Below are 6,448 nucleotides of genomic sequence, written 5' to 3'. Positions count from 1 at the left end.
CAAGAACGTCAAGCCGCCGAAGCTGCACGTTTAGCGGAAGAACAAGCAGAGCAAGAATGCCAAGCTGCCGAGGCTGCACGTTTAGCGGAAGAACAAGCAGAGCAAGAACGTCAAGCCGCCGAAGCTGCACGTTTAGCAGAAGAACAAGCAGAGCAAGAACGTCAAGCTGCCGAGGCTGCACGTTTAGCGGAAGAACAAGCAGAGCAAGAACGTCAAGCTGCCGAAGCTGCACGCTTAGCGGAAGAAGAAGCCGAAGCTGAACGTCTTCGTTTGGAAGACGAAAAAAATAATTCACCAAAAGAGCAAGAAAAACCGAAAAAAGAGGGTTTCTTTGCTAGGCTGAAGAAAGGGTTATTAAAAACTCGCCAAAATCTGGGATCAGGTTTTCTTAGCTTATTTACAGGTAAGAAAATTGACGATGATTTATTCGATGAATTAGAAGAACAACTACTCATTGCAGACGTTGGTGTTGAGACAACACGTAAAATTATCGACAATCTCACGGCTCATGCAAGTCGTAAAGATCTCAAAGATGCCGAAGCGCTGTATGGTAAATTGCGTGAGGAAATGTCTGATATTTTAGCGAAAGTCGATAAACCGCTCGAGATTGAAGATAAAAAACCCTATGTTATTCTTATGGTTGGGGTTAACGGTGTGGGTAAAACCACCACGATTGGTAAATTGGCTCGTCAATATCAGTCTGAAGGCAAAAGCGTGATGTTGGCTGCGGGGGACACATTCCGTGCTGCTGCGGTTGAGCAATTACAAGTTTGGGGTGAACGCAATAAAATCCCTGTTGTTGCACAGCACACAGGGGCAGATCCCGCTTCGGTTATTTTTGATGCTATTCAATCAGCTCAAGCCAAAGGTGTTGATGTGCTGATTGCGGATACCGCAGGCCGCTTACAAAACAAATCGCATTTGATGGAAGAATTGAAGAAAATCGTCCGAGTGATGAAAAAACTGGATGAAAGTGCACCGCATGAAATTATGTTAACGCTGGATGCGAGCACCGGACAAAATGCAGTGAGTCAGGCGAAACTTTTTGACGAAGCGGTAGGTCTGACAGGTATAACATTGACTAAGCTCGATGGCACAGCAAAAGGTGGGGTAATTTTCTCTATTGCCGATCAATTTAGTATTCCAATTCGTTATATTGGTATCGGTGAAGGGATTGAAGATTTACGCCCATTTAAAGCCGATGACTTTATCGAGGCCCTATTTGCCCGAGAGGAATAATTTTCGATGATCCGCTTTGAACACGTTAGTAAAGCTTATCGCGGTGGCCGCCAGGCTCTCCAAGGGGTTGATTTTCATCTACAACCTGGAGAGATGGCATTTTTAACAGGCCACTCAGGCGCAGGTAAAAGTACGTTACTCAAACTCATTTGTGGCATCGAACGCCCAAGTGCGGGTCATATCTTGTTTAATGGCCATGATATTAGTCGGTTGAAAAATAGGGAGATCCCTTTTCTGCGTCGGCAGATTGGGATGATTTTTCAAGACCATCACCTGCTATTTGACCGCACAGTGTATGACAACGTTGCGATGCCACTCATTATCTCAGGTGCCAGCACGGAAGATATTCGTCGGCGTGTTTCTGCGGCACTGGATAAAGTGGGCTTATTAGATAAAGCAAAAAACTTTCCGATTCAATTATCTGGCGGTGAGCAACAGCGTGTGGGTATTGCTCGCGCGGTAGTTAATAAACCGACAATGCTATTAGCGGATGAGCCAACGGGTAACCTTGATGGCGAATTATCGGAAGGAATTATGCGCCTATTTGAAGAATTTAACCGCGTCGGTGTCACTGTTTTAATGGCAACGCATGATGTCGCGTTGATTGAACGTCGCAACTACCGTGTTTTAACATTAAGTGAAGGCCGGATGCTTGGAGGTCAACATGGCTAAAAATGCTCGTAAGGCCAAGCCAGAGCGCACCATGCAATCCAAAAGTAAGGCACTAAAAGGAGGATGGCGCGAACAGTGGCGTTATTCTTGGTTAAATGCGCTAGCGGATATGTTCCGGCAGCCTTTGGCAACCTTTTTGACCATCATGGTAATTGCGATTTCATTAACCTTGCCTAGCTTATGTTATGTGGTTTGGAAAAACGTTTCTCAAGCTGCGGCGCAGTGGTATCCAACTCCACAACTTACTGTTTATCTTGATAAATCCCTTGATGAACAAGGTGGACAAAATGTCGTAACGCAATTGCAGGCACTTGAAGGGGTTGATCATGTGAATTATTTATCACGAGATCAAGCCATGAGCGAGTTTCGTAGCTGGTCAGGCTTTAGTACCGCATTGGATATGTTAGAGGAAAATCCATTACCTGCGGTGGCTATTATTACACCAAAAATTGATTTTGAAGGTTCGGATGTCTTAACCACATTGAGGGATCGAGTCGGCCAAGTCGATGGTATCGAAGAAGTGCGCATGGACGATAGCTGGTTTGCGCGCCTTGCGTCATTAACGGGCTTAGTCGGAAAAGTCGCTTCGGTCATTGGTATTCTAATGATTGTTTCGCTGTTCTTAGTGATCGGAAATAGTGTTCGCCTCAATATTTTTGCACGCCGAGACACCATTAATGTGATGAAATTAATTGGTGCAACGGATGGCTTTATCATGCGACCATTCTTAAACGGTGGTATTGTGCTTGGTGGTGTCGGGGCGATTATTTCGCTGATCATGACTTTCTTATTGGTCTGGCAATTGGGGAGTGGTGTGGCACAAGTTGCGAGTGTGTTTGGTACACAGTTCCATATTGAAGGGTTACTTTGGGAGGAGTCCCTATTAATCCTCTTGTTATCCGCTATGGTTGGCTGGATAGCAGCATGGTTAGCTACACTGCAACATTTACGCCATTTTACACCTGAGTAACTGTCTGTTTTCTTGTGATTTTCAATGAGGGCTATCGGTGAATATATTGCCATAGCCCTTGATTATATTAGATATTTGTTTTAAAAATGAACTTAGTCTGAATTGTTTTGTCTTATATTGACCCACCGTTAACAATTCTTGTATATAATTTATTTAATGCGGTGAAACTGGTAAGCTATCTACTTGTTTGCTGCATATCGTTTTTCATTGTTAACCTATGTGGTTATCAACATCGAATAAATTTCATTCCTAATATTTATAGAGGATCTGAATGACCAAAGACATGCAATCATTAACGCTTGTTCCGCAAGGAAGTATTGAGGCCTATGTTAGGGCGGCTAATGCTTACCCAATGCTCACCGCTGAGGAAGAAAAGGAACTTGCTGAACGGCTGCATTATAACGGCGATCTGGATGCTGCAAAGCAACTGATCTTATCGCATTTGCGCTTTGTTATTCACGTTGCTCGTAGTTATGCAGGTTATGGTTTACCGCAAGCTGACTTAATTCAAGAAGGCAATATAGGCCTAATGAAAGCAGTGCGTCGTTTTAACCCTGAAGTGGGGGTGCGCCTCGTATCCTTTGCTGTGCATTGGATCAAAGCGGAAATTCATGAATATGTTCTGCGTAACTGGCGAATTGTTAAAGTTGCCACGACAAAATCACAGCGCAAGTTATTCTTTAATTTAAGAAAAAATAAAAAGCGTCTTGGTTGGTTTAATCAAGAAGAAGTGGATATGGTCGCTCAAGAACTTGGCGTAAGCACCAAAGATGTCCGCGAAATGGAATCACGCATGGCGGCGCAAGATATGGCATTTGATATGTCAGATGACGACGACAGTGCTGATTTCGGTGGCCCAGTCGCGCCAGTGTTATTTTTACAGGATAAATCGTCGGACTTTGCTGGTTCAATTGAAGATGATAACTGGGAAAGTCATGCCACTGACCGTTTGGCCGATGCGTTAGACTCATTAGATGAGCGTAGCCAAGATATCATTCGCGCTCGCTGGTTAGATGATGACAACAAAACCACATTGCAGGAATTAGCCGATAAATACGGTGTTTCTGCGGAACGTGTTCGCCAGCTAGAAAAAAACGCAATGAAAAAATTGCGTCTGGCAATGGAAGAAAGCGACGACGAAATGTAGTTCACCTCCCCCCTAAAATTATCTGCATTTATTGCCTTCAAAGGTATATAAATGCAGATAACGATATTCACTCGTTCATATAACTAACTAAATTATACTGCTTATTTATTCTTCGCTATACAATTCTAATGGTAGGCCGTCAGGGTCAGCAAAAAACGTAAATCGTTTTTGTGTATAGGGATCGGTCCTCACTGCTTCACATGCAATACCTTGCTTTGTTAAATAGGCAATCCACTCATCTAACTCATCAACGCTAAAAGCCAAATGGCGAAGCCCTGCGGCTTCTGGGTAGCTGGGTCTTGCTGGTGGGTTAACAAAGCTGAAGAGTTCAATTTGATAATGTTCACCAAACGCTAAGTCAGCCTTCCATGAGTTATTATGAGGGCGATAATGTTCACTAAGCAAACTCAACCCTAAAATGCGGCAGTAAAAATCCTTACTGACTTCATAGTTGGAAGCAATAATCGCAACATGGTGAATTTTATTTAATTTCATTTTAATGGCCTATTTTAAATTCCCATACACCAGCCTGTGAAGTGGCATGAAATCCGCAAGTGGTTAAAAATGCATGCATAATTTGAACTTGGTTTTCATCTAACCCATCAAAATTAAGCTGCCATACTGATACTTTTGGATATGCCCTGATAATCTCATGTAGTAAATAGAGCCCAACTCCTCGCCTACGGGTCACTTCGCGCACACAAAAGTTAGCGATAACGCCCAGTGTTTGGTTGATGGTGACTTTCGCTGCGGCAAGTAATCTATCATTGAAGCGTGCTGCATAAATTAAGTGCGTTTCATCAAATGATTGTACGCATTTATCGATATTCTGGTCTGGCCAGATTTTATCTAAGTCTTGATATTGCTGCTCAGTAGGATTGACCAAAGGAATAATAGTGAGTCTCATGATGTTTTATCTGTTCCCTTGCAAGGGTTGCAGCTACTCGTCCTGCCAGAGTGATCTGTAACCGATTTTTTGATTTTAGAGATAAAAATTTTGTCAGGCTGTATTTTCCGAGTTTCGCTCGGATTAATTTAAATTTAACTAGAATATAACACTAGTATTTACAAAAAACCTACTTAAACACATCAGTTTTTTATTCTGCACCTGACGTAATAACCTACCATATACATTTGCTATTTAGCATAATTATCTTGTTTAATACCATGAAATATATAGCCTTATTCGCTGTATTTTGAAATCTCAGGCATTGTACCTGTCAACCATAATAAACGATTATAAATCAAACACAAACACTCAGAACCATGAAGACGGGGACGATAAAATGAAGAATATGAATAAAGCATTATTAGCGGGCTGTATCGCAATGGCATTCAGCTCAGCGGGATGGGCGAAGGAAATCAAAATAGCGGTTGTGGGCGCGATGTCAGGTCCTGTCGCACAATACGGTGATATGGAGTTTACGGGGGCTCGCCAAGCGATTGCAGATATTAATGCAAAGGGTGGGATCAATGGCAACACGTTAGTTGCGGTTGAATATGATGATGCATGTGACCCGAAACAAGCGGTTGCAGTGGCAAATAAAGTCATCAATGATGGAATTCGTCATGTTATTGGTCATTTATGCTCTTCTTCCACACAGCCTGCATCGGATATCTATGAAGATGAAGGCATTATCATGATCACGCCAGCGGCAACCAATGCAGATTTAACAACGCGTGGTTACCAAATGGTGTTGCGTACAACAGGTTTGGATTCTGACCAAGGCCCTACAGCGGCAAAATATATCCTTGAAGAAATCAAGCCATCACGCATTGCTGTTGTTCACGATAAACAACAATATGGTGAAGGTTTAGCGCGTTCAGTTCGTGAAAGCCTCAATAAAGCCGGCGCGAAAGAAGTGATGTTTGAAGGCGTCACGGCTGGCGATAAAGATTTCTCTGCCTTAGTCGCGAAACTGAAAAAAGAGAACGTGGACTTTGTTTACTTTGGCGGTTACTACCCAGAAATGGGGCAAATTTTACGCCAAGCAAAACAAGCAGGACTGAATATTCGCTTTATGGGGCCTGAAGGTGTGGGTAATTCTTCACTTTCTAACATTGCTGGTGATGCATCTGAAGGGATGTTAGTGACGTTGCCAAAACGTTATGACCAAGTCGCGACTAACCAGCCGATTGTTGATGCCATCAAAGCGAAAAAAGAAGACCCTACGGGCCCGTTTGTGTGGACAACTTATGCCGCAATCCAAGGTTTAACCACCGCAATGGAGCGTACGGGGAGTATTGAACCTGAAGATTTAGTCAAAGATCTGAAAGCTAATCCTGTTGATACCGTAATGGGCACATTGAGCTGGCAGCCAAATGGCGACCTAAAAGGTTTCGAATTTGGTGTGTTTGAATGGCACAAAGATGGGACTTCCACCCCTATAAAATAGTACCCAGTAGTGTTCCAACGTAGT

Annotated in this window: 7 protein-coding genes; 5 read left to right on the top strand and 2 right to left on the bottom strand. The window is 43.1% G+C overall.

All coding sequences use genetic code 11. The features are described from left to right. From ftsY to rpoH, 4 genes are all read left to right on the top strand, one after another. A partial coding sequence (gene ftsY, locus ABWP91_RS13780; RefSeq protein WP_353243716.1) for a signal recognition particle-docking protein FtsY occupies window positions 1–1,239 on the top strand: 1,239 nt, incomplete at its 5' end. Between the two features lie 6 nt (window positions 1,240–1,245). Next, complete coding sequence (ftsE, locus tag ABWP91_RS13775) at window positions 1,246–1,911, top strand: cell division ATP-binding protein FtsE (protein WP_206083498.1); 666 nt, start codon at window positions 1,246–1,248, stop codon at window positions 1,909–1,911. Then, window positions 1,904–2,881: a permease-like cell division protein FtsX gene (gene ftsX / locus ABWP91_RS13770; RefSeq protein ID WP_353243715.1), complete on the top strand. Its 978-nt coding sequence runs from the start codon at window positions 1,904–1,906 to the stop codon at window positions 2,879–2,881. The genes ftsE and ftsX overlap by 8 nt, the downstream gene beginning before the upstream one ends. A gap of 271 nt (window positions 2,882–3,152) precedes the next feature. After that, window positions 3,153–4,028, top strand: a complete 876-nt coding sequence (rpoH, locus tag ABWP91_RS13765) for an RNA polymerase sigma factor RpoH (RefSeq protein ID WP_219244622.1) — start codon at window positions 3,153–3,155, stop codon at window positions 4,026–4,028. Window positions 4,029–4,133: 105 nt separating this feature from the next. Here rpoH and gloA2 read toward each other — a convergent pair whose 3' ends face one another. After that, a complete protein-coding gene (gloA2, locus tag ABWP91_RS13760) occupies window positions 4,134–4,523 on the bottom strand; it encodes an SMU1112c/YaeR family gloxylase I-like metalloprotein (protein WP_353243714.1) in 390 nt (129 codons plus the stop codon). Between the two features lies 1 nt (window position 4,524). Then, on the bottom strand, window positions 4,525–4,935 hold the full coding sequence (gene panM / locus ABWP91_RS13755) for an aspartate 1-decarboxylase autocleavage activator PanM (protein ID WP_353243713.1): 411 nt from the start codon (window positions 4,933–4,935) through the stop codon (window positions 4,525–4,527). A gap of 379 nt (window positions 4,936–5,314) precedes the next feature. On the opposite strand from panM, the gene ABWP91_RS13750 reads away from it, so the two are divergent. Beyond that, a complete protein-coding gene (locus tag ABWP91_RS13750) occupies window positions 5,315–6,424 on the top strand; it encodes a branched-chain amino acid ABC transporter substrate-binding protein (RefSeq protein WP_219244619.1) in 1,110 nt (369 codons plus the stop codon). Window positions 6,425–6,448: the final 24 nt, after the last annotated feature.

The sequence above is a fragment of the Providencia sp. genome, from assembly GCF_040396775.1.
GTDB lineage: Bacteria > Pseudomonadota > Gammaproteobacteria > Enterobacterales > Enterobacteriaceae > Providencia.
Note: the sequence above shows the minus strand (reverse complement) of the source record. Positions and strands in the feature narration are given on the sequence as shown.